This window comes from Streptosporangium amethystogenes, from assembly GCF_000721075.1.
In the GTDB taxonomy this organism is placed as follows: domain Bacteria; phylum Actinomycetota; class Actinomycetes; order Streptosporangiales; family Streptosporangiaceae; genus Streptosporangium; species Streptosporangium amethystogenes.
Window position 1 is genome coordinate 1 of the sequence record NZ_JOEQ01000004.1, and the last position, 18,978, is coordinate 18,978.

Sequence of the window (18,978 nt, forward strand, 5' to 3'; positions counted from 1 at the left end):
AGGGCATCGGCCACCGCCACATCCACCTGCTCCAACGAGCCGACGGCTACGGCTACACCACCCACCCAGAAGTGCGGCACCGTGCCGCGTTTCCTCCCGGCCCTGAAGGACCGGGTCTCCACGCTGGAGGTAATTGATGAGCCAGCAGCCCATCGTCCTCCCCCGCCTCGCCGCCCTGGCCAGACAGGCGGCGCCGCGACTACTTGAGGGCGTCGTCGCCCCCCTGGCCGTCTTCTACGGCGCGCTGGCCGTCCTCGGCCTGCGGGGCGCGCTGGTCGCCGCGGTCACCTGGGTGTACGCGGGGGTGGGGTGGCGGCTGGTCCGGCGGATCCCGGTGCCCGGGACGATGATCCTCGCGGTCATCGCGATCACCGTCCGGGCGCTGCTGGGGTTCTGGACCGGGAGCGCGGTGCTCTACTTCCTCCAGCCCGAACTGGGGACGATCTGTATCAGCGTGGTCTTCCTCGCCTCGGTCCGGCTCAACCGCCCGCTGGTACAGCGGCTGACCCTCGACTACATCCACCTGCCGTCGGCGGTGCTGAGACACGAGCGGGTCCGCCGGTTCTTCGCCCGCATCACCCTGCTGTGGGCCTTCGTGCTGCTGGCCAACTCCGCGGTGAGCATCTGGCTACTGCTCCACGAGTCGATCGGCACCTACCTGCTGGTCCGTACCTCGACCGTGGCCGTGATCAGCGGCCTGGCCGTGGCCTTCTCGCTGTACGCCTTCCGCCGGGTACTACGCCGCCTGCACTACGACCCCCTCGCCACCCCGCCCGCCTGACGGGGCAACCGCCGTGCGGTGGACGCACGAAAGAGGGCAGGGAGGTTCGCATGGTCATGGATCGGATGCCGAAACGCTGGGCCGGGCTTCCGGTGTTCGTCATCGCGCTCGTGCTGGTGGCGGTGGTGGGGTCGCTGGCGGCGGTCAACGCCGGCGGTGAGTATCTGTCGCTGGAGCGCCCGCCGTGGGCGCCGCCGCAGTGGCTGTTCGGCCCGGCCTGGACGGTGCTGTACATCATGATCGCTCTGTCCGGCTGGCTCGCCTGGTCGGCGCGCGGCCTGACCCCGGCGCTCGGTGTCTACGTGGTCCAGCTGATCCTCAACGCGGCCTGGACACCGCTGTTCTTCGGCGCCGGGCAGTACGGCCTGGCGTTCGCGGAGATCGTCGTCCTCTGGCTGGCCATCGTGCTCAACATCGTGCTGTTCTGGCGGATCAGCCGCCCCGCCACCTGGCTCCTGGTCCCCTACCTGCTCTGGGTGACCTACGCGTCCTCGCTGAATCTCGCCATCTGGCAGCTCAACTGAGCGTTCCCGCCCCGTGCGCGGGCCCCCGCACCCGACGAAAGTCGGAGGTGGCGGGGGCCGTTCGGGGGATGTGGCGGGCTGTGCCCGGTTCCTAGGGTCGGTGGGACGGATCTCATGGTGATCTCAGGGACATGACCGAAGACCTCAGGGGTTCTTCCGGATGTCCGGGGATCATCGGGGGGTGTCAGCGTTCCGTACGAGACATCCCCGCCCCCTTGACTGGAGCCCGGTATGACACAGGCGATCCTTGACACCCTGCACGATGCGATGGCGTCTCCCTGGATCTATCCGGCGCTGTTCGCGCTGGCGTTACTCGACGGGTTCTTCCCCGTGGTGCCGGCGGAGACGTCCGTCATCACCGCCGGGGTGTTCGCCGCCGCCACCGGTGCGCCCGACCTGCCGCTGGTCGTCGCGGTGGCCGCGCTGGGCGCGTTCGCGGGCGACCACGTCTCGTACGCCATCGGGCGCGGCGCCAACAACCGGCTGCGCAACGGCAGGCGCAGCCGCAGGACGTTCGCCTGGGCGGAGCGGGCACTGGCGGAGCGGGGTGGGCTGATCCTCGTGGTGGCCCGCTACATCCCGGGTGGCCGGACCGCCTGCACCCTCACCATGGGCGCGGTCGCCTACCCCCGGCGCTCGTTCGCCCTCTTCGACGCGGTGGCCGCGCTGTCCTGGGCGCTCTACTCGGGACTGATCGGCTACGTGGGCGGCGCGGCCTTCGAGAACGACCCGGTCAAGGGCCTGTTGCTCGGTCTCGGCATCGCCGTGACGATCACCGCCGCGGTCGAGGTCGTCCGCTACCTGCGCCGGCCTCGGATCCCGGCGGAGCCGCAGGCGAGCCTGGTCGTCTCCGGTGACTGACGGCGAAGGGAGCCCCCATCATGATCGCTTCCAGATCAGGGTGTGCCACCGGCCGTCCTCCTCCGCCGCCAGCACCAGACGGTCGCCGTCGGCGTTCAGCTCGCGGATCTGGACGGTGCCGACGAAGGCCGGGTTGAGCGACAGCTCGACGTCGTGGGCCACGTGCCCGTCGCGGATCTCGTAGCGGCCCGCGTAGGCGAAGAACGAGGTGAACGCCTCGGCCAGCGCCTCCGGGGGCGCCTTCCGCGGGCTGACACCGGGTAGCGGGGATCGACCGGCGCGCGCGATGGTCGCGCTCATGTGGCCGTCGGGGGTGTAGCAGAGCAGCCCCACCGCGTCGGTGCCGAAGGGGTGCGAAACCCTTCCCCCGGCACTGACGATCCGCCACTCGACCAGGCGCCAGGCGCCCACGAGATCCATGCCCGCGAAACTACGATAAGAGAAGCCAGCCAGTCAACAGCCCCGATGCGAATCCCGGGGAATTCCCTGCGAAGTCAGGGTCAACCCCGATGGCTCCGGCACCTGCCGCCACGGGACGCTTCCACTGTTCACCGCGAGCCCCCCACCGGACGCCTTCCCGAGGCGATCCGGTCATCTCGCCGTGGCTTCATCTGGTTGGGAGGAGTGCGCATGATCGTGCTGGCGGCAGGCCTGGCGTTGCTGGGCTCCCTGTTCTTCGCACTCGGCGCCGCGCTGCAGCAGTTCGAGGCGTCGAGCACCTCCCGCGCCACGCTGAGGCACCTTGTCCGGCGCCCCAGGTGGCTGCTCGGCGGCCTGTCCATCGCGGTGGGTACCGCCCTGCACGTCGTCGCGCTGAAGTACGGCCCGCTCACCGTGGTACAGCCGATGGGCGTGGCCAGCCTGCTGTTCGCCCTGCCCTGCGCCGCCGCGCTGCGGCGTCGCAGACCGCGGCCGGGCGAACTGGCCGCCGCCGCGGTGATCTCGATCGGGCTGATCGGCCTGGTACTGGTCGTGCCCGACCAGGGCGGCGACCCGCACCTCGGCACCGGGCAGGCGGTGGCCCTGCTCGCGGGGGCGGCCACCGCCGCCCTGGTGCTGTGGACCGCCGCCAGGCGCGCCTCCCCCGCCGCGAGAGCCTGCCTGCTCGCCATGGGCGCGGGCGTGCTGTACGGCGCGACCGCCACGCTCACCCGGGTTCTGGTCGACGGGGACGGGGAGTTCTGGTTCCTGCTCGCCGTCCCGATGCCCGCTCTGATCGCGCTGGCCCTGCTCCAGCGCGCCTACGCCGCCGGCCGCTTCGGCGTCGCCTTCGCCGCCCTCCAGGTGTCCGACCCCCTCACCGCCGTCGTCTTCGGTGCCCTCCTGCTCGGTGAACCACTGCCGACCGGCGTGGCGGCGGTGCTCACCGCACTGGCGGCGGCGGCGCTCACCGCCGCCGGAACCGTCTCACTGGCCCGCACCACCCCGATGTCCCCCTCGCACGACGCGACAGCACGATGAACGGAGTCCTGATGGCCATGCCATCCGCCACCGCCCTGCCGATCCCCGCGCGGGCCCCCGCCATCCTTCCCACCCGGCCTCGCCGGGTGCTGATCGCCACCGATACCTACCCGCCGGACGTGAACGGCGCCGCCTACTTCACGCACCGGCTGGCCCGGGGCCTGGCCGAGCGGGACAACGAGGTCCACGTGGTGTGCGCCTCTGCCTCGGGCCCGGCCGGGACCGAGCAGGTGGAGGGAGTGACCGTGCACCGGCTGCGCTCGGCGCCGGTGCTGGTCCACCCGACCATGCGCGTCTCGGTGCCGACCCGGCTGGACCGGCTCATCGACGAGATCTCCCCCGACGTGGTCCACACCCAGGGGCACTTCGTCGTCGGCCGCGCGGCGATCTCCGCCTCCCGGCGTGCCGGCATCCCCGTCGTGGCGACCAACCACTTCATGCCGGACAACCTCTTCCAGTTCGCGCACATCCCCGAACGGCTCCGCACCAGGGCGGGCGCGCTGGCCTGGAAGGACTTCAACCGGGTCTTCTCCCGGGCGGACCGGATCACCACACCCACCAGGATCGCGGCGGGACTGCTCACCGCGAAGGGCTTCGGACCGCCGGTGGAGTCCGTCTCCTGCGGCATCGACCTGGCGAGGTTCCAGCCGCGGGCCGAGCCGAAGGCGTGGGCACGCGGGGCCTTCGGCCTGCCCGACCGGGCCACGATCCTGTTCGTCGGCCGGCTGGACGAGGAGAAGCGGCTGGACGAGCTCATCCGTGCCCTGCCACACGTGCTCAACAACGCCGACGCGCAGATCGCGCTGGTCGGCACCGGCGGGCAACGGGCCGCGCTGACCCGGCTGGCCGACCGGATCGGAGTCGGCGACCGGGTGACCTTCCTCGGATTCGTACCGGACGAGGCACTGCCCCAGGCGTACGCCGCCGCCGACGTCTTCGCCATGCCGGGCGTCGCGGAGCTGCAGAGCATCGCCACGCTGGAGGCCATGGCCAGCGGCCTGCCGGTCGTCGCCGCCGACGCGATGGCCCTGCCGCACCTGGTACGGTCCGGCGAGAACGGCGGCCTGTTCTCACCGGGCGATGTCCAGGAGCTGGCGCGGCACCTGAGTGCCCTGCTCGCCTCACCCGGACTGCGTGCCTCGATGGGCGCCGCGAGCCGCGCCATCGCGCTGACCCATGACCACCAGGCCTCCCTGGCCAGGTTCGAGGCGATCTACCGGGAAGTGGCGCGGTGACCCCGCGGGGCGAAGCGCCGGACTCCACGGTGATCTACCAGGACATGGCGCGGTGAACTCCGGGACGAGGCACCGGAGGCGATGCAATGAACCCCGAGACGATTCACCAGCGATTCACCGGAAGGCCACGCGATGAACAAGGACCTGCCGTCCCGGCTGCCGGGGGTGGCCGGGCCGCTGCTCGCCCTGGCCGCGATGGGCTACGCGCACCTGACCTCGGCGGGCGCGGTGAGCCCCCTGAACGGCCTGGTCAGCGAGTACGCGCTGCGTGGCGACAGTGCCTGGGCGATGACCGGCGGCACGATCGCCCTGGCCATGGGCTGCCTCTGGGTCGCGTACCTGCTGGCCAGGACGGACCCGGTGCGCGGCGCGGCGGCGCGCGCGCTGTTCGTCGCCTCGGCACTGGGACTCCTGCTCACCGCCACGTTCCCCACCGACGCGGCGCCCGGTGTCACCTCGATCGGCGGGGAGATCCACCGCTGGTCGGCGGCCGTCGTCTTCACCGCGCTGCCCTGCGCGGGGTGGATGCTCGGCCGCCGGTCCGGGAGCCGGGCACTGGCGGGGGCCGCTGTCGCCTCCGTGGTGCTGCTGGCCTGGTTCCTGGCCGCCCACCCGGGCTCGCTGATCTCGGACCTGATCGACGGCCCCGGCCACTACGGTCTGGCGCAGCGTCTGCTGCTGCTCTCCGAGATGACACTGGTCCTCCTCGCCGCCCTGCGGTCAGGCCATCGGGACGGCGTGACCGGCCGCCTCGGCCACCGGCGACCTGGGAGCGACCGGGGTGTGACGGTTCCCACCCAGCCCGGTCCGGACGACGCCCGACGCCCTCACCAGCCGATAGGTCTCGGCTGACGGCGAAGCCATTCCCTCTACTCGCCCACCGGCGAGCAAATGAGAGGTGTCGCACGTACCCGACAGGGTCTTACCTACGCTAACGTAGGTTACGGTTGCGTAGTCTTTGAGGGAGAGGCCTGATGCGAAAGTTCAGTGAGACCGAGCTGCTGCTCGAACTTGAGCCCGTCGTCGCGGGAGAGCTGGACCGGCACCACACGATGGCCAAGGAGTGGTTCCCGCACGAGTATGTGCCCTGGTCGGAAGGCCGGAACTACGACGGCCTCTTCGAGGGGGACGCCTGGGACGAGTCCGACACCGAGATCCCCGAAGAGGCCCGGATCTCCCTCATCGTCAACCTGCTGACCGAGGACAACCTCCCCAGCTACCACCACGAGATCGCCACGACCCTGGGCCGCGACGCAGCGTGGGGCACCTGGGTGCACCGCTGGACCGCCGAGGAGGGCCGCCACGGCACCGCCATCCGCGACTATCTGACGGTCACCCGCGCGGTCGACCCGGTCGCGCTGGAGCGGGCCCGGATGGTGCACATGGGCGAGGGCTTCACCAACTCCTACGAAGGCGTGCTCGCCTCGGTCGCCTACGTCTCCTTCCAGGAGCTGGCCACCCGCATCTCGCACCGCAACACCGGCAAGGCCTCCCTGGACCCGAACTGCGAGCGCCTGCTCGCCAGGATCGCCGCCGACGAGAACCTGCACATGCTCTTCTACCGGAACCTGCTCAACGCGGCCTTCCAGCTCGCCCCCGACCAGACCATGCGCGCGGTGACCGACGTCGTCACCACCTTCCAGATGCCCGGCACCGGCATCGAGGGCTTCACCCGCAAGGCCATGACCATCGCCAACGCCGGGATCTACGACCTGCGCCTGCACATGGACGACGTGCTGCAGCCGGTCCTGCGCCAGTGGGACGTGTTCAACATGCAGAACCTCGGCCCCGAGGGCGAGAAGGCCCGCGAGGAGCTCTCCGAGTTCCTCGACCGTCTGGAGACCACCGCCTCCCGCTTCGTCGAGCGCCGCGAGGCCCGCCGCGCCCGCCAGGCCGCGGGCGCCTGAGCCCCCTGCATCCGAGGGACCGCGTAACGCGGTCCCTCTTTTCTGCCACGCTCCGCCTCGGAGTGCGGTGACCAGCCCGAACATGCCGCCCACGGCTGATCGAACGATCATCGCGTGTCCGGTTGGACGTGTTTTCTCTGGGTGGGGACAGGGGTGATCGCTGTCCGTCCCAAGTTCTCGCGACAGGTGGAGAGCTGGGTGTGCCTCAGGCGGCCGGAGCCAGCTCGCGGGGCTGTGAGGGTTGGACGACGGGCCTCAGAGTCCCAAGGAAGGTCAGGACCAGCGCGGCCGCCAGGCCGGTGGTGATCGGCGGGACCAGGAAGGCCAGGGTCTCGCCGAAGCGGTCCACGAGCTGGCCGGCCACGGCGGCGCCGGTCGCGATGCCCAGGCCGATCGCGCCGGTGAGCCAGGTGAACGCCTCGGTCCTGACCTCGCTGGGCACCAGGGTCTCGACCAGCGTGTAGCCGGTGATCACCGCGGGGGCGATGACGAACCCGGCCAGGGCCGCCCCGCCGTACAGCATGGGGATGGACGTGGCGAACGTCAGGACGGCGGTGGCGGCGGAGAGCAGTCCGACGGTCGCCACCAGACGGACCGGGGCACCCGCCCGCCAGCGGACGACGCCGTAGAGGATGCCGCCGACGAAGCTGGCCCCCGAGAAGGTCGCGTAGATCGACCCCGCCGTTCCGGCCTGGCCGAGTGCGGCGGTGTAGGAGGTGATGCCGACCTGGAGGCTGCCGAAGACGGTGCCGATGGCGACGAAGGCACCCGCGAGCACGGCCACCCCCCGCAGCCGGAGCACCCCGCGCTGGGCACGGACCCGGACCGGGATCGGCTCGGGAGCGCCCTTGCCGACCAGGGCGAACAGCAGCGTTCCGGCCACGATCATGACCAGCGCCAGCAGCAGCGCCCAGACCGGTGAGAACCCGGTCGAGATGGCCACCAGCAGCACCGGGGCGAGGGTGAAGGTCAACTCGTCGGTGATGGACTCCAGGGCGAAGGCCACGTCGAGCCTGCCGGAGCCGCCGAGCAGGTGCGCCCAGCGGGCCCGGACCATCGAACCGATCTGCGGCACCGTGGCACCGGCCAGGGCCGCGACGACCACCAGCGCCGGGGCCGGGGCACCGGCGGAGGCGAGCAGGAGCAGCGTGCCCAGCGCGGCCGCATGCAGGGCGACCTGCGGGAACAGCACCTTCGGCTGACCGTACCTGTCGGCCAGCCGTCCGGTCTGCGGGCCGGCCAGCGCCGCCGCCACCGCGGCGGCGGCAGCGGCGACACCCGCCACGCCGTACGAACCGGTGGACCACTGCACGAGCAGCAGGACGCCGAGCTGGAGCATCGCGTACGGCAGGCGCGCGGCGAACGCGGGGATGAGGAACCGCCAGGCTCCGGGCGTACCGAGCACGGCGAGGTACGACTTCAACAGATCTCCGTCCAACATCCAGACGGAAACCCCGCCCGGCTCGGGAGCCCACCGGGGGTGGTGGGCTTCGACCGGGGTGATACCGCTCTCGCGGCCGCCGAGCGGTCATTGCATGCGTCCCTGTGGAACGCAACAGCCATCTACCTTATGCCATGAACCTTCCCTTTTTTCCGCTCGGCCGAGCCCCACGGGCCCTCGCCGTACTCACAGGCACTCAATCAGCCGAACGGTCCAGGGGCTGTCGCCGGGTGGCGCCTATGCTGCCCAGCAGGGTCAGTGCCTGCGCGCTGGGGCTGCCAGGTTCGGCGTGGTAGATGATCAGCTGCTGGCCGGGCGCGTCACGCACGTCGAAGGCCTGATAGGTAAGGGCCAGGGGGCCGACGTCCGGGTGCACGAGTTGTTTGGCGTCCCGGGTCTTGCCCCGCACGCTGTGGGCGCTCCACAGGGCCGCGAACTCCCTGCTCTGCTCGGTCAGGGTCCGTACCAGCTCGCGGAGCCGGGGGTGCTCGGGGTCGAACCCGGCCGCCTGCCGCAGGTTGGCCACGGTGGCCTGGGCGGCCCAGTTCCAGCGGGTGTAGAAGTGCCGTCCCGCGGGGTCGAGGAAGGCCATCCGGGCGAGATTGTCGGCGGGCTCGAAGGGCGAGAACAGGGCCTCGGCCAGCGCGTTGGCGGCGAGGATGTCCAGGGTGCGGTTGATGACGAACGCGGGGGTGTTCGGGTAGCCGTCCATCAGCTGGCGCAGTGCGGGACTGACCGTGTCCCGGATCCGGTCCGGCCGCTCGTCCGGCGCGGTGCCCGCCAGCCGGTACAGGTGCGCGCGGGCGTCGGCGTCCAGGTGCAGGGCACGGCTGAGGGCGTCGAGCACCTGGGGTGAGGGGTGGCGTTCGCGCCCCTGTTCCAGCCGGGTGTAGTAGTCGACGTTCATACCGGCCAGGACGGCGACCTCCTCGCGGCGCAGTCCGGCGACCCTGCGAACCCCGTAGGTCGCCATGCCGACGTCCTTCGGCAGCAGGCCCGAGCGGCGTGCGCGCAGAAAGTCTCCCAGCTCGTTGTCAGCCATATCCCCAGGTTAGACGGGCGGAGGGCGGCCTGCCCGGGTGCGTCACACCCAGGCGGCGAGCGTCCTGGTTGACGGCCCGCGACCCGCCCAGACTCGGTGGCGAAGGACAGATCACCGCACAAGGGAGAAGAAGCATGGATGACAGAAAGGTGGATGTGGTCGGCATGTGGGTGACCGCGGACGGTCACATCCGCCAGGAGCTGCGAGCGGACGGCCGGTACGACGAGGCACGCGGCGACCGGCGCAGCGCGTACACGGGCCGGTACACGGTGACCGGCGCTCATCTGGACTACGTCGACGACACCGGATTCACCGCCACGGGAGACATCCGCGACGGCGTCCTCTACCACGAGCACCTCGTGCTGTACCGGGAGAAGGAGCAGGCATGAGGGCATCGGCCAAGATCGTCGCGGTCACCGGGGCGAGCAGCGGGATCGGCGAGGCGACGGCGCTCCGCCTGGCCGCCGACGGCCATCACCTCCTCCTCGGCGCGCGGCGCACGGACCGGCTGGAACAGCTGACGGCAAAGATCACCGCCGACGGTGGCAGCGTCTCGTTCCGGCGGCTGGACGTCACCGACGCCGCCGACATGCGGGCCTTCGTGGCCACCGCACTGGAGCGGTACGGGCGGCTGGACGTGATGGTCAACAACGCCGGTGTGATGCCGCTGTCACCGCTCGCGGAACTGAAGGTCGACGAGTGGGACCGGATGATCGACGTGAACGTCCGCGGGGTACTTCACGGCATCGCCGCCGCCCTGCCGGTCATGCGGGAGCAGGGCGGCGGGCAGTTCGTGAACATCGCCTCGGTCGGCGCCTACGAGGTGTCGCCGACCGCCGCGGTGTACTGCGCCACCAAGTTCGCGGTCCGCGCGATCTCCGAAGGGCTGCGCCAGGAGTCCGCGGGCGACATCCGGGTGAGCGTCGTCTCCCCCGGCGTCACCGAGTCCGAGCTGGCCGACTCCATCTCGGACCCGGTGGCCCGCGAGGCCATGAAGACCTACCGGTCGGTGACCATCCCGGCCGAGGCGATCGCGGACGCCGTCGCCTTCGCGATCAGCCGGCCCGCCGAGGTCGACGTCAACGAGATCGTGATACGCCCGGCCGCCGGCGCCCAGTGACAGCGTCGTGCCGGATTCCGCAGGCCGTCAGCCCCGTACTCTCACCGGGAGAGCGGTCAAGCGGCTCCCTTGTATGCCGCCGAGGCCGGTCTACAGATTCTTATCTGCAGATATAGGCCATTACCGGGCTAATGCCAGGATGAGGTGATGGACGCGGGGAAGCTGCACGGGAGGAAGTCCGAAGAGGACGCGATCGCCGAACTGCTGGCGGGAGCCCGGGCGGGCACCAGTTCGTCGCTGGTGCTGCGCGGCGAGCCGGGCATCGGCAAGACGGCGTTGCTCGACCACGCCGCCGCGACGGCCGGGGACATGCGGCTGGTCCGCGGTACAGGGGTCGAGTCCGAGGCGGAGCTGCCGTTCTCTGGGCTGCAGTTGTTGCTGCGCCCGGCGCTCGGATCCCTCGCCGCACTGCCCGGCCCGCAGCGCGAGGCTCTGGAGGCGGCGTTCGGGCTCGGGCCCGCGGCCGGCTCCGAGCCGATGCTGGTGGGGCTGGCGGTGCTCTCCCTGCTGGCGGAGCACGCGGGCGAGACGGGACTGCTGTGCCTGGTCGACGACGCGCAGTGGCTCGACCGGGCGTCGCGGAACGCGCTTCTGTTCGCCGCCCGGCGCCTGCACGCCGAGGGCGTGGTCATGATCTTCGCCGCCCGGGACGGCGAGGGATCCTTCCCTACCCCCGGCCTTCCGGAGTCGCGCCTCTCCGGGCTGGCCCCGGAGGCGGCCGCGGCCCTGCTCGACCGGCATCCGCTCACACCCGCCGTGCGCTACCGTCTGCTCGCCGAGGCCGGCGGCAACCCGTTGGCCCTGCTGGAGTTGCCGGTCGCCCTGGCCGCCGAGGGCGGCAGCGCGTTCTCGCCGGGGGCGCTCCCCCTCACCGGCCGCCTGCGACTGGCCTTCCACGGTCAGGTCAGCCGGATGCCGGAAGCCTGCCAGAGCCTGCTCCTGGTGGCGGCGGCCGACGAGACCGGAGAACTCGCCGTGATCCTGCGTGCCGCCGCCGCCCTGGGGGTGGCCGTCGAGGACCTGTCCCCCGCCGAGCGGGCCGGCCTGGTGCTCCGCGGTGACGCCGACGACACCACGATCCGCTTCCGCCATCCTCTGATCCGCGCCGCCGTCTACCAGCGGGCGCCGCTCGGGCAACGCCTCGCCGCCCACCGCGCGCTCGCCGCGGCCCTCGGCTCGCCCGAACACGCCGACCGCCGGGCCTGGCATCTGGCGTCCGCCGCCACCGGAGCCGACGAGGAGGCCGCCGCCGCGCTGGAACGCACCGCCGCCCGTGCCCGCGAACGCAGCGGCCACGAGGCGGCCGCGGCGGCGTACGAACGGGCGGCCCGCCTGAGCGCCGACCCCGCCGCCAGGGCCCATCGCGAGGCCCTGGCGGCGGAGGCGGCGCTGGAGTCGGGGGATCTGGAGCGTGCCAGAGCCCTCGGGGGCCGCGCGGCCCGGCGGCTGGACGAGGCCCCGACGGTGAACGCGCGGATCGCCCAGGTGCGGGCGCTCGCCGACTTCTGGCAGGGCTCCTACCCCTCCGCCCACCGGTTGCTGCTCGACGGCGCCGGGCTCGTCCGCGACACCGATCCGGGCCAGGCCGCCGGGTTGCTGATCCAGGCCGTTCACACCTCCTGGTACCTGGGGGAGCGGCAGCTCGCGGCGACGCTGGACCGGCTGGCCGCGCTGCCGTTGGACGACGCGGATCCACTCGCGCCGGCGGGGTCCTACCTCGCCCATCTCGACCGGGGCCGTTCCGAGCGGCCGCCACCGCTGGGCGACACCCTCGCGGCGATGCGGCGGCGGGGCCGGGCCCCCGACCAGGCGTTGATGATCCTCTGCGGAGCGGCGCTCGCGTTGGGCCAGGACGCCGACGCCTACGAGCTGGCGGTCGCGCTCGCCGCCGAACACCGCGCCCGGGGCGGCGCCGGGCGGCTGCCGACGGTGCTGTTCTTCATGGTCGAGGGCGAGGTCTTCACCGGACGGCACCTGGACGCGCTCGCCACGGCGACCGAGGCGCTGGGGCTCGCCCGCGACACCGGTCAGCGGCAGTGGGTCAGCCAGTTCAGCAGCGTGCTCGCCTACCTTGACGCGGCCAGAGGGGAGGAGGCAGCCTGCCGGCGCAACGTCGAGGAGGGGCTGGCGGGGGCCACCGCCGGAGGCATCTCCCCCGGCGCGCCGTGGGCGCACTGGTCGCTCGGGCTGCTGGACCTCGGCCTCGGCCGCGCCGAGGCCGCGCTCGCCCGCTTCGAGCGCCTGACCCACGAGCCGATGCGCCATCACATCTGCGCCACCCGTTCCACTCCCGACCTGGTGGAGTCGGCCGTACGGGTGGGGGCGCCGGAACGCGCCGCCGAGCCTCTGGCGCGCTTCGAACGGTGGGCCGAGTCGGTCCGGCAGCCGTGGGCCGACGCGCTCGTGCTGCGCTGCCGTGGGCTGCTCGCCGCCGACGACCAGGCCGAGGCGTTCTACACGGCGGCCCTCGAACTGCACGACCAGGACGGCCGCGCGCTGGAGTACGCCAGGACCGCGCTGCTCTACGGCGAATGGCTGCGCAGGGCTCGGCGGAAGGCCGAGGCGCGCGGGCCGTTGAACGAGGCCCTGGAGGTCTTCGACCGGCTCGGCATGCGGCCGTGGGCCGAACGCACCCGCGGCGAGCTCACCGCGGCCGGCGCCCAGGGCCCCCGGCCCGCCGAAGGCGTGGCGGCCGGCCTCACCCCACAGGAACTGCAGATCGCCAGGCTCGCCGCGCAGGGCCTGTCCAACCGCGACATCGCGGCGCAGCTCTTCCTCAGCCACCGGACGGTCGGCTACCACCTCTACAAGGCCTATCCCAAGCTCGGCGTCGCATCCCGGAGCGAGCTCAAGGATTTCGCCGATCAACTGGGGCTGTGAGATCCTGCCTCAATGATGGAGCAGGTGCTACCTGGGCAAACTCTCCCCGTGGACGTCGATGAGGTCACGCCGATCGAGCTGGGCCCCGGTGTCCACGTACGGATGCTCCCGGGCATGCCGGGGATCAGGACGTGGGTGATCGACCTCGCTCCGGGCGTCGAATGGCCGGACCTCGACGTCCATGAGACCTACGGCGAGGCGTACTTCGTCGTGAGCGGCGAGCTCATCGAGGGCGACCGCACCCACGGACCGGGCACCTACGTCGCCTTCGGCCCCAAGACGAGCCACCGGCCCCGTACTGAGACCGGTGTGCGCGCCTTCGGCTTCAACTACGACGTCACCGCTTGACCTGGCCGCTACTCGGCAGGCAGTGCCTCTCGCATCGCCTTTGCGGTGGCAGCCGGGTCGTAGCCCTCGGGGACGCCTTCTACCAGAATGATGTCGCCCTCGATGTGCCGCGAGCGCAGCGGTGCGATCTCCCGGTACGCGGGTGAGTCCCACCAGGCCCGCGCCTCGGCGATCCCGGGGAAGCCGATCATCACGACGTTCCCGGGCCAGCTGCCCTCCTTCACCTCGTGTTGCGTGACGTGCACGAGGTAGCGGCCGCCGTGCGGCTCAAAGGTCCCGGGCAGGCGCTCGATGTACTCGGCGATCTCCGGGTGCGGAGCGGCCTCCTGCAGGTGAGCGATGACGTAGGCGGTCATGGTTCCTCCTCTGTTCCTGGATGAGCCGCACGGACCGGCCGTCCCCCCGAGATGTTCAGACTCCGGCCGGCACCTTATCGAGGAAGCCGAGCACCTGGCTGATCCGCCCGTCGTCACCGATCACCGCGACGTCGAAGCCGATGACGATCGGCTCGGCGCCCTCAGGTCCCAGGTGCCAGGTGAACCGCGCGATGTCGTGGTGGGCGTCCACGGCGTCGCCGAGGCTGAAGACCAGCCCGCCGAACTGCCCCTGGACCGCCGCGATGGTGGCGTCGATCCCGTCCCTGCCCTTGACGGAGACCAGCGGGTCGGTGTAGACCGCGTCCTCGGCGAAGACCTCCGCCAGCACGGCCTGCCGCGCGGCGGCGTCGGTCTCGTTCCACGCGGCGAGGTAGCGCTGGACCAGCTCGTTCATGTCGCTCATGTCTCTCTCCTCAGTGCTCGTGCTCTCTTGTGACCACCAAGTTAGGAGGACGGGAACGACGGGGAATCTGACACGCTTAAGTACTTTCGCGCACGCCTTCAGTAGTCCGCCCGGTGAACGCCGGGAAGCGAACGATCTCCTTCGACCAGGCGAGACGACCGGCACTGCGAGCCATCCGGGAAGGTCGGCCTGATGGCCGGGTTGTCATGAGGTGCGGCCGGAGGCCTGCTTCGCAGGGGAGAGGTCTCCGGGGTCCCACCAGGAGCCGGTGCGGGCGGCCGATCGCAGGGCGGGCCAGGCCAGGGCCGCGAGGGCGGCGGCCAGGGCGGCGACGGCCACCATCGCACCTGACAGGCCGGTGGCCTCGGCCCAGCGCCCGACGTAGCCGGGACCGGCGAGGAAGCCGAGGTAGGCCACGGTGGACACCACGGATGTCGCCCTCCCCCTGGCGGCCTCGCCGACCTGGGCGGCGACGACGCCCATCAGCATGGGGAAGAGCACCGCCGTACCGGCGGCGGCCAAGGCCAGCCCGAGCAGGACCACCGGGACGGACCTCGCGCCGGACACCAGCAGGGTCCCGGCCGCGGCCGTCGCGGCGCCCGAGACGAGCATGGTCGTGGCGTGCCGGGAACCGAGCGCGCCGGCGGCGAAGCGGGTGAGGGCGACGACGGCGGCGAAGACCGCCGGACCGGCCGAGGCGAGCGCGGGACCGGCGTCGGCCACATCCGCCAGGTAGACCGCGCCCCAGCTCTGGTGGGCGTTCTCCACCGCGAAGGCCAGCGCGCCCAGAGCGCCGACCACGAGCAGCGGGAACAGCCGCACCCCTCTCCCGCCTGATCGGCCTACCTCGTCCCTGTACCGCTCGCCGCCCCGGACGGCCCTCGCCGCGACCGGGGCGACCCGCGCATCGGCGACGACACCGAGCGCCGCGCCGGTCGCGGCGACCGCGACCAGCAGGAACGGTACGACGACCGGTACGCCCAGGGCGCCGAGCAGCCCAGCGGAGAGACTGCCGACCACCACCAGGGCGGAGAAGGTGCCGTGCGCGCGGGTGATGACCGGTCTGCCGAAGGCCCGTTCCGCCGAGCCCGCCGCCGCGTTGATCGCCACGTCCGTCGCGCCCGAGGAGGCGCCGAGCAGGGCCAGCCCCGCCGACAGGCTCCAGAAATCGCGTCCGGCCACGGCCACCAGCGTCCCCGCCGCGCCGAGCGTCACCAGCAGCAGCGCGGCGACCCGGAGCCCCCAGCGGTCGACCGCCCTGCCGGTGACCAGCATCGCGGGCAGTGCCCCCGCCCCGATGAACAGCAGCGCCGTACCGAGTTGCCCGTCGCCGAGCTCCGCCTGGGCACGGATCGCGGGCACCGAGGCACCCCACACTCCCCAGAAAGCACCGAACACGGCAAAGCCCGCATAGGCCGTATGCGGCCGGACCCTCTTCGCTGACACCTGTGTAACGATACACAAACCTCTTGTTTATCGATACACAGATATCCTCGGCCCATGAGCGGACGGACGGCACGACGCCGGGTGACCATGGCGGAGGTCGCCCGCGCGGCAGGAGTGTCCGTGATGACCGTCTCGTACGCCTACGGTCAGCCAGGACGGGTCTCCGACGAGGCGCGGGCCAGGGTCCGTGAGGCCGCCGAACACCTCGGCTATCCGGGCCCGCACCCCGGCGCGCGGTCACTGCGCCGAGGCCGCACCGGCACCCTGGGCGTCGTCCTCGGCGAGCACCTCACCTACGCCTTCGACGACCCGCAGGCGACCCGCTTCCTGTCCGGCGTCGCCCAGGTCTGCGCCGACCACGGCATGGCCCTGACGCTCGTCCCGGTCACCGGAGCCCCCTCCGACGTCGACCGGGTCACCGAGGCGGCCGTCGACGCCTTCGTGGTCTGGACGACCGCCGACGACGACCCCGTCATCGACGCCATCGCCTCCACCGGCCTGCCCGCCGTGATCCACGGGGGCCCACTCCGTGAGGGCCTGTCCTTCGTGGCCGCCGACGACCGCGCCGCCGCCACGGCGGTGGGCCGCGAGGTCTTCGCGGGGGCACGGCGCCCGGGGGTGCTGAGCTTCCCCCTCGACCGCGACCGGATCTCCCGGGTCGCCTTCGGTACGGCCGGTCCCGGCCCGCTCCCCGATCTCGGGCGTACTCCCACTCCGGATCGCGGTCGCGTTCCCGCCACCGCGCCCTCCGAGCCTGGCGGTGATTCCATCCCGACGGACCCCAGCCGTCCCGGCAGCGCGTCCCCGGGAATCGACCCCGACGCCTCGACCTTCCGGGTCACCCGGCAACGGCTGCGCGGCTACCGCGACGCCTGGGCCTCCAGCGGCGGCGACTGGTCACAGGTCCGGGTGGCCGTCTGCTCCACCAACAGCACAGGCGAGGCCGAGACCCTCGCGACCGAGCTGCTCACCGGCCCGTACGCCTGCGACGCGATCGCCGCGATGAGCGACGAATTGGCCCTCGGCGCTCTGCGCACCGCCACCCGGCTGGGCCTGAGCGTCCCCGGCGACCTCACCCTCAGCGGCTGGGACGACTCCGACGCGGCCACCCCCGCCGGGCTCACCACGATCGCCCAGTCCCTCCGCGACCAGGGCGCCCACTGCGCCCGCACCGCCCTTGGTCACCCCGCCGGCGCCGACGTCTCCTGGCGGCTGGTCAGCCGCGCCTCCACCCGGCGGACCTGAGATCCGGCGTGAGAAACCGTTTCAGCAGGGGCGCCAGCGGGCGTTCGACCAGGGTGTGGATGGCGTAGGCCGCCAGGCACATCAGCGCCACCATGCCGACCAGCAGCACGTGCCACTGCACGACGCCGCCGAGCCGGTCGAAGATGACAAAGCCGATGTGCGCGTGGATCAGGTACAGCGGATAGGTCAGGGCTCCGGCGACGGCGAACCAGGGGCGGCCGAGCCGCCGGGTGACGCGGAGCGAGACGAGGAACAGCACAATGAAGATCGCGACGATGACGGTGACGACGACGGAGCTCTCGATCTCGGTGTGGTAGCGGGCGCCCACCTTGCCGGCGAACTCGATACCCCGGTAGACGGCGTTGCCGAAAGAGATCAGCACGATCGCGGCGAGCTGCGCCGACAGGCCGAACCGGTAGACCAGGCACAGGGCCATGCCCGCGATGAAGTAGTGCGAGAACTGCGACTGCACCACCAGGTCGGCCACCGAACGGACCGGGGCGGGAAGCACCCCGCTCTGCAGCAGGAAGGTCAGCGCCAACCAGCCCCACAGCACCCTGACGACCCGGCTTCGGGTGATGCCGATCCAGGCGAGCACGAAGACGAGCGCGTAGAACCTGATCTCGGCCCACAACGTCCAGTAGACGACGTCGACATTGGGAATGTCGGGCAACGAATTGAACATCGTCAGGTTGGCCAGATACTGCACGAGCGTGATGGGGTACTTGCCCATACTCAGCGTGACGGAGACCAGCGCCGTAATCGTCACCGCGACCCAGAAGGCCGGATAGAGACGGACGATCCGGGACACCAGAAAGGCCCCCGGACGACGGTTCCAGGCACTGAGCAGCACGACGAAACCGCTGATCATGAAGAACATGTCCACGCCCAGGTAACCGAACCTGGCGATCTCACTCCCGACCGGAAAGCCGACCTTGCTCACGCCGCCCGCGTACGCGGAGAAGACGTAGTGGTATATCACCACCGAGACAGCCGCGGTGATACGGAGCGCATCGATTTCATAGAGCCGATCGCGCTGCGCGACATGAGGCCGCCCGGCCTCCGAGACCTGGCCGGAGGAGCTGCCACTCTCCGCGACCGCACTTCGAGGGGGGAAAGAATTCACGTGACCTCGGCTAGTGGACGACAACTCCCCATGCAGGCAGGCGAGGGGCAATCTCGGAGCCGACACCGCCCGGACACGCCTATCGATATCGCTGGAACACTTTGCCACATCTGTCAGGGACCCGCTGATAATCAGCAGGTCTCAATGATGTAGCCACAATTCACGAGAACCATCGGATCGTTCCAGGATTGGGGATTCGATCATTGGCCCCAGGCCGCGACCGCCCTTGACCTTGAATATCGATTAGCTGTTCGAAATTCCTGGGCGACCGCTATACGCCGGCGACAGTGACCGTAACCAGCCGAAAACCGCAGCTCAGCCCGCGTATCGGGCAGATTTCCGGGAAGCGCCTACCCGGGTCGGCCACCCGGCGGTCCAGCATGATCGCTTCCGGTCATCAATGGGACGAGATGATCACAGCTATTCGCTTCTCCGCATGACAGCCGCCGGCCACGGACTGTCGAGCAGCGCACCACCGGGCATTTCGGCCCTGTGAAACCCAATATTACAGACGGCAAAAAAGCGGCTGCGGACAATCCGGAATGAGCTCCACTCCGCCCCCAGAGCCGGTCTCATTACAGCGGCGAGAAGTGATCACTCAAGTTATCAAGCAAGATCCGTGAGGCGGCCGCTCTTGATACTTACGAGGAGGGCATCCCACTCGGCAGAAGTGAAGGCCAGCACCGGGCCGCCGGAGTCCTTGGAGTCACGGACCAGGAAGAGACGGTCGGTATCTGCTTTGTGTCGGTCTCGGCTTGAGCACTACTGGCGAGTGCGACTT

General features: G+C 71.2%; 20 protein-coding genes. 12 read left to right on the forward strand and 8 right to left on the reverse strand.

From position 1 onward, the window contains the following. Positions 1-136 precede the first annotated feature (136 nt). The 3 genes from IG98_RS0104720 to IG98_RS0104730 all read left to right on the forward strand — a co-directional run bounded on the left by IG98_RS0104720 (position 137) and on the right by IG98_RS0104730 (position 2,166). Entirely contained in the window at positions 137-781 is a 645-nt protein-coding gene (locus IG98_RS0104720) for a VC0807 family protein (RefSeq protein WP_030905984.1), read from the forward strand. A 50-nt stretch (positions 782-831) separates the two neighbouring features. After that, positions 832-1,305 carry a TspO/MBR family protein gene (locus tag IG98_RS0104725; RefSeq protein WP_030905987.1) on the forward strand — a complete coding sequence of 158 codons (474 nt, stop codon included), beginning with the start codon at positions 832-834 and terminating at the stop codon, positions 1,303-1,305. A 231-nt stretch (positions 1,306-1,536) separates the two neighbouring features. Beyond that, a complete protein-coding gene (locus IG98_RS0104730; RefSeq protein WP_030905990.1) occupies positions 1,537-2,166 on the forward strand; it encodes a DedA family protein in 630 nt (209 codons plus the stop codon). An 18-nt stretch (positions 2,167-2,184) separates the two neighbouring features. Here the strand turns inward: IG98_RS0104730 and IG98_RS0104735 are convergent, their stop codons facing one another. After that, the gene (locus tag IG98_RS0104735) at positions 2,185-2,586 is read right to left on the reverse strand and encodes a lipocalin-like domain-containing protein (protein WP_030905992.1); all 402 of its coding nucleotides are present in this window, start codon (positions 2,584-2,586) and stop codon (positions 2,185-2,187) included. Between the two features lie 210 nt (positions 2,587-2,796). On the opposite strand from IG98_RS0104735, the gene IG98_RS0104740 reads away from it, so the two are divergent. The 4 genes from IG98_RS0104740 (at position 2,797) to IG98_RS0104755 (ending at position 6,769) form a co-directional block, all read left to right on the forward strand. Continuing rightward, on the forward strand, positions 2,797-3,627 hold the full coding sequence (locus tag IG98_RS0104740; RefSeq protein WP_030905995.1) for a DMT family transporter: 831 nt from the start codon (positions 2,797-2,799) through the stop codon (positions 3,625-3,627). A gap of 11 nt (positions 3,628-3,638) precedes the next feature. Further along, complete coding sequence (locus IG98_RS0104745; protein WP_030905998.1) at positions 3,639-4,862, forward strand: glycosyltransferase; 1,224 nt, start codon at positions 3,639-3,641, stop codon at positions 4,860-4,862. 132 nt (positions 4,863-4,994) lie between these two features. Then, complete coding sequence (locus IG98_RS0104750; protein WP_030906002.1) at positions 4,995-5,714, forward strand: DUF998 domain-containing protein; 720 nt, start codon at positions 4,995-4,997, stop codon at positions 5,712-5,714. A 122-nt stretch (positions 5,715-5,836) separates the two neighbouring features. After that, complete coding sequence (locus tag IG98_RS0104755) at positions 5,837-6,769, forward strand: acyl-ACP desaturase (RefSeq protein ID WP_030906004.1); 933 nt, start codon at positions 5,837-5,839, stop codon at positions 6,767-6,769. A 205-nt stretch (positions 6,770-6,974) separates the two neighbouring features. Here the strand turns inward: IG98_RS0104755 and IG98_RS0104760 are convergent, their stop codons facing one another. Continuing rightward, positions 6,975-8,192: an MFS transporter gene (locus IG98_RS0104760; RefSeq protein WP_051751577.1), complete on the reverse strand. Its 1,218-nt coding sequence runs from the start codon at positions 8,190-8,192 to the stop codon at positions 6,975-6,977. A gap of 214 nt (positions 8,193-8,406) precedes the next feature. After that, positions 8,407-9,252, reverse strand: a complete 846-nt coding sequence (locus IG98_RS0104765) for a helix-turn-helix transcriptional regulator (RefSeq protein ID WP_030906010.1) — start codon at positions 9,250-9,252, stop codon at positions 8,407-8,409. Positions 9,253-9,386: 134 nt separating this feature from the next. Between IG98_RS0104765 and IG98_RS0104770 the strand changes: the two genes are divergently transcribed. From IG98_RS0104770 to IG98_RS0104785, 4 genes are all read left to right on the forward strand, one after another. After that, positions 9,387-9,641, forward strand: a complete 255-nt coding sequence (locus IG98_RS0104770; protein WP_030906013.1) for an Atu4866 domain-containing protein — start codon at positions 9,387-9,389, stop codon at positions 9,639-9,641. Then, positions 9,638-10,372, forward strand: coding sequence for an SDR family oxidoreductase (locus IG98_RS0104775; protein ID WP_030906016.1), 735 nt, complete (start codon positions 9,638-9,640; stop codon positions 10,370-10,372). The genes IG98_RS0104770 and IG98_RS0104775 overlap by 4 nt, the downstream gene beginning before the upstream one ends. A gap of 147 nt (positions 10,373-10,519) precedes the next feature. After that, complete coding sequence (locus IG98_RS0104780; RefSeq protein ID WP_030906019.1) at positions 10,520-13,252, forward strand: helix-turn-helix transcriptional regulator; 2,733 nt, start codon at positions 10,520-10,522, stop codon at positions 13,250-13,252. Positions 13,253-13,300: 48 nt separating this feature from the next. Further along, positions 13,301-13,600, forward strand: coding sequence for a cupin domain-containing protein (locus tag IG98_RS0104785; protein ID WP_245651398.1), 300 nt, complete (start codon positions 13,301-13,303; stop codon positions 13,598-13,600). 8 nt (positions 13,601-13,608) lie between these two features. Here the strand turns inward: IG98_RS0104785 and IG98_RS0104790 are convergent, their stop codons facing one another. The 3 genes from IG98_RS0104790 to IG98_RS0104800 form a co-directional block, all read right to left on the reverse strand. Then, the gene (locus tag IG98_RS0104790) at positions 13,609-13,956 is read right to left on the reverse strand and encodes a DUF1330 domain-containing protein (protein ID WP_030906026.1); all 348 of its coding nucleotides are present in this window, start codon (positions 13,954-13,956) and stop codon (positions 13,609-13,611) included. 55 nt (positions 13,957-14,011) lie between these two features. Further along, on the reverse strand, positions 14,012-14,380 hold the full coding sequence (locus tag IG98_RS0104795; protein WP_030906028.1) for a nuclear transport factor 2 family protein: 369 nt from the start codon (positions 14,378-14,380) through the stop codon (positions 14,012-14,014). A 204-nt stretch (positions 14,381-14,584) separates the two neighbouring features. Beyond that, positions 14,585-15,826, reverse strand: coding sequence for an MFS transporter (locus IG98_RS0104800; RefSeq protein ID WP_051751579.1), 1,242 nt, complete (start codon positions 15,824-15,826; stop codon positions 14,585-14,587). Between the two features lie 54 nt (positions 15,827-15,880). On the opposite strand from IG98_RS0104800, the gene IG98_RS53110 reads away from it, so the two are divergent. Continuing rightward, positions 15,881-17,071, forward strand: a complete 1,191-nt coding sequence (locus tag IG98_RS53110; protein ID WP_030906035.1) for a LacI family DNA-binding transcriptional regulator — start codon at positions 15,881-15,883, stop codon at positions 17,069-17,071. Here the strand turns inward: IG98_RS53110 and IG98_RS0104810 are convergent. Together IG98_RS0104810 and IG98_RS54740 are read right to left on the reverse strand one after the other, a co-directional pair. Continuing rightward, positions 17,043-18,305 carry an acyltransferase family protein gene (locus IG98_RS0104810; protein ID WP_342666794.1) on the reverse strand — a complete coding sequence of 421 codons (1,263 nt, stop codon included), beginning with the start codon at positions 18,303-18,305 and terminating at the stop codon, positions 17,043-17,045. The genes IG98_RS53110 and IG98_RS0104810 overlap by 29 nt on opposite strands. Before the next feature lie 498 nt (positions 18,306-18,803). Next, a complete protein-coding gene (locus IG98_RS54740; RefSeq protein ID WP_425427990.1) occupies positions 18,804-18,881 on the reverse strand; it encodes a hypothetical protein in 78 nt (25 codons plus the stop codon). Between the last annotated feature and the right edge of the window lie 97 nt (positions 18,882-18,978).

What these genes read in the sequence shown, in the direction of transcription:
- IG98_RS0104790 (WP_030906026.1), bottom strand. Translation starts at nt 13,956, where the DNA reads ATGACCGCCTACGTCATCGCTCACCTGCAGGAGGCCGCTCCGCACCCG.
- IG98_RS0104765 (WP_030906010.1), bottom strand. Translation starts at nt 9,252, where the DNA reads ATGGCTGACAACGAGCTGGGAGACTTTCTGCGCGCACGCCGCTCGGGC.
- IG98_RS0104720 (WP_030905984.1), top strand. Translation starts at nt 137, where the DNA reads ATGAGCCAGCAGCCCATCGTCCTCCCCCGCCTCGCCGCCCTGGCCAGA.
- IG98_RS0104780 (WP_030906019.1), top strand. Translation starts at nt 10,520, where the DNA reads ATGGACGCGGGGAAGCTGCACGGGAGGAAGTCCGAAGAGGACGCGATC.
- IG98_RS0104730 (WP_030905990.1), top strand. Translation starts at nt 1,537, where the DNA reads ATGACACAGGCGATCCTTGACACCCTGCACGATGCGATGGCGTCTCCC.
- IG98_RS0104740 (WP_030905995.1), top strand. Translation starts at nt 2,797, where the DNA reads ATGATCGTGCTGGCGGCAGGCCTGGCGTTGCTGGGCTCCCTGTTCTTC.
- IG98_RS0104745 (WP_030905998.1), top strand. Translation starts at nt 3,639, where the DNA reads ATGGCCATGCCATCCGCCACCGCCCTGCCGATCCCCGCGCGGGCCCCC.
- IG98_RS0104755 (WP_030906004.1), top strand. Translation starts at nt 5,837, where the DNA reads ATGCGAAAGTTCAGTGAGACCGAGCTGCTGCTCGAACTTGAGCCCGTC.
- IG98_RS0104770 (WP_030906013.1), top strand. Translation starts at nt 9,387, where the DNA reads ATGGATGACAGAAAGGTGGATGTGGTCGGCATGTGGGTGACCGCGGAC.
- IG98_RS0104735 (WP_030905992.1), bottom strand. Translation starts at nt 2,586, where the DNA reads ATGGATCTCGTGGGCGCCTGGCGCCTGGTCGAGTGGCGGATCGTCAGT.
- IG98_RS0104795 (WP_030906028.1), bottom strand. Translation starts at nt 14,380, where the DNA reads ATGAGCGACATGAACGAGCTGGTCCAGCGCTACCTCGCCGCGTGGAAC.
- IG98_RS0104775 (WP_030906016.1), top strand. Translation starts at nt 9,638, where the DNA reads ATGAGGGCATCGGCCAAGATCGTCGCGGTCACCGGGGCGAGCAGCGGG.
- IG98_RS53110 (WP_030906035.1), top strand. Translation starts at nt 15,881, where the DNA reads ATGAGCGGACGGACGGCACGACGCCGGGTGACCATGGCGGAGGTCGCC.
- IG98_RS0104725 (WP_030905987.1), top strand. Translation starts at nt 832, where the DNA reads ATGGTCATGGATCGGATGCCGAAACGCTGGGCCGGGCTTCCGGTGTTC.
- IG98_RS0104750 (WP_030906002.1), top strand. Translation starts at nt 4,995, where the DNA reads ATGAACAAGGACCTGCCGTCCCGGCTGCCGGGGGTGGCCGGGCCGCTG.